The organism is Acidiphilium sp. PM (genome assembly GCF_000219295.1).
GTDB lineage: Bacteria > Pseudomonadota > Alphaproteobacteria > Acetobacterales > Acetobacteraceae > Acidiphilium > Acidiphilium multivorum.
In genome coordinates, this window is record NZ_AFPR01000021.1 from 1 (window position 1) to 2208 (window position 2208).

At 53.4% G+C, this 2208-nt stretch carries 4 protein-coding genes; all 4 read right to left on the reverse strand.

All coding sequences use genetic code 11. The features are described 5' to 3' along the window. Nucleotides 1-215: 215 nt before the first annotated feature. Nucleotides 216-422, reverse strand: coding sequence for an antitoxin MazE-like protein (locus APM_RS23050; RefSeq protein ID WP_158004982.1), 207 nt, complete (start codon nucleotides 420-422; stop codon nucleotides 216-218). Between the two features lie 171 nt (nucleotides 423-593). Continuing rightward, the gene (locus tag APM_RS00750; protein ID WP_007421443.1) at nucleotides 594-1058 is read right to left on the reverse strand and encodes a hypothetical protein; all 465 of its coding nucleotides are present in this window, start codon (nucleotides 1056-1058) and stop codon (nucleotides 594-596) included. Nucleotides 1059-1470: 412 nt separating this feature from the next. Continuing rightward, on the reverse strand, nucleotides 1471-1818 hold the full coding sequence (locus APM_RS20120) for a hypothetical protein (protein ID WP_007421444.1): 348 nt from the start codon (nucleotides 1816-1818) through the stop codon (nucleotides 1471-1473). An 88-nt stretch (nucleotides 1819-1906) separates the two neighbouring features. Then, a partial coding sequence (locus APM_RS00755; protein WP_007421445.1) for an ADP-ribosylglycohydrolase family protein occupies nucleotides 1907-2208 on the reverse strand: 302 nt, incomplete at its 5' end.

A 2208-nucleotide genomic window follows, 5' to 3' on the forward strand; every position in this document is an offset into this window, starting at 1 on the left:
GCCGATCCCGAGTCCCAATTCAGTGCCGTTTGACACTCCAGGCCCGCAGGCTCCAGAAAGCCAGAGGGGGAAAAAAGAATCCCCGGCCCTCCGCCACAACCAAGCCTGCCAGCAGTTCGGCAGGCGATCATCGCCTATCTCGGCGCACCGCCAGACCGATGTCCGCATTGCTACAGTCCGCTCCGTCACTCACCATATAATCTGCCAAAGTAGTGCTAGTTCTCTTCATCTAACAGGCTCACGGCTTCCAGCCAGTCCATAATATCTGACGTGGCATCTGCCTCTGCGATCAGTCGCGCCTGGCGCTTTACCTCGAATCTGAACTCGGCTGTCGCTGTATCGACTTTTGCGAGGTCAACAGCGCGGCACAGATATTTGCGGAGTTTTCGCCGGCGCCTTAGGAAACGAGAGGAGGGGGTCACTGTACCGTCCCTTGTCAACGTGCCACTGTTGTCAGCCTAGCAGTTCACATTCACCATGACGGATCGGCTCCTTTGCAACTGCTTACCCCCGTATCGAGAGACGTCAACAAGATTTCGCTGTGTGTCGGCGCGTGGCTGAAGAAGCTCCTATGGAAGGGACGTGGCGAAGCGTCATGCGTACCAAAGGATGCGGAAGCCATCGGGATAGATCGTCTTGATTCTGGTGTTGAGCACCAAAAACCGCTCAACAAGTCGTCGGCAGCCTTCGATGTCGCTTGAGATCGCGGCACTATGGTTGCGGAAAACCCACGGGAAATAAGCCGGTTGCGCGACAGTCTCATCGTTGACCTGAATTTCGTTTGCACGCAGACCAAGGCGCATCCCTTCGGTGCCCGTGAGCCGTTCAAAATCCATGTGGAGCAGGTTCACTGACTGCCAAACGTACAAGGCCTTCTCCGTCAAGAGGCCGCGCAGACCGGTTATCTCCGCGTCACTGGCCTTTCTCAGTGCCGTCACGAATTCGACGCTAGAGGGATCGAGCCAGACACGGCATGGCATGCCACCGCGCTCGGTCAGCTCCGCAAACTGTGGCGTGTCGGAGAGGAAATGAACGACCGGCTTGACGTCCGTGATCATCTCGACAAGAGCATCAGGCTTCGCGTTTTGGCCAAGGTGGTTGGTCCGCTTTAGTCGGGTGACGGGAGATAGGCGGCTGGAATATTGAGCGCTGTGCCCGAGCGCTTCTTCAGCGCGTTCACTATATCCCTGGAATTCAAGGCGGCAGCCGCGTCACCGCCAGCCAGCAACTCGTCCGGGATCGCCGGCCCTATCCGTCGTGCCATATGGGGCTTCCTTCCTACTCATCATGCCACTCACACACGAAATTCCCGATAGCGCTCAACCCTCGCGTAGCGACAATGTTTGACCGACATTTTCGTCGATGGAACCGCCTTCGACATGTTCACTCGCCGTCGTCCGCGGCGACGTGGTTGCAGTGCGGCTATTGTGCAAGCTTTGACCATTCAATGACAACTCCGATGAATAAAAATTACGGGAACAAAGAGCCTACAGGCAAGCGGTAATCATCATCCCCCATAATTTTTATCTCAACCAATTGCCCATCAGTAAATTTTGCCTTGTAATAATGGTGATTATGTATAGGTCTCAAGATATTATTATTATTTTCATCGGGCTCGTGGCCAATAATTTCGAATCCACTAAAGGTAAAAATGCCATGAAAATTTGTATCTTCCGTTTCTTCAATAAATTTCCACCGGGGGAGAAGTAGTATAGCTAGCTTTGTATTTTCATCTTGATCAGGACTTTCATCCTTGGGACGCTCATTTTCATCAAAGATCTTTCTTGTTACAATTAAGCGGCCAGATTTAGCGATCACATACCTATCCATGTGGAGAGGTTCGAGATCCTTCGTTTGGAATTCACCCTCATACCCATCAGGAAGTGGCACTTCGCATAGAACGTAATTAAACATACCAATCTTTCACACTTTCTTGGGAAAACGCATTCGTACGTCCCGCCATGAACAGATCCATCGCGAGTTTCAGGATCCGTTCGCCCGAGTAAATTCGCTGCGTCCAGCGCGGCGGAATGGCGCTCAGCCCCCATGTCGCCCCGGCGATCTGTCCGGCAACTGCTGCGATGGTATCGGCATCACCGCCCAGATTGACGGCCCGCAGAATTACGCTTTCGAAGTCATCTCCTTGGGTAAATGACCAAAGCGCCGCCTGGAGCGTGTTTACGACGTACCCGGTCGATTCGACGGACA

Bases quoted from the DNA above. Each gene is read 5' to 3' on its own strand.
- APM_RS00750 (WP_007421443.1), bottom strand. From the start codon at position 1,058: ATGATCACGGACGTCAAGCCGGTCGTTCATTTCCTCTCCGACACGCCA.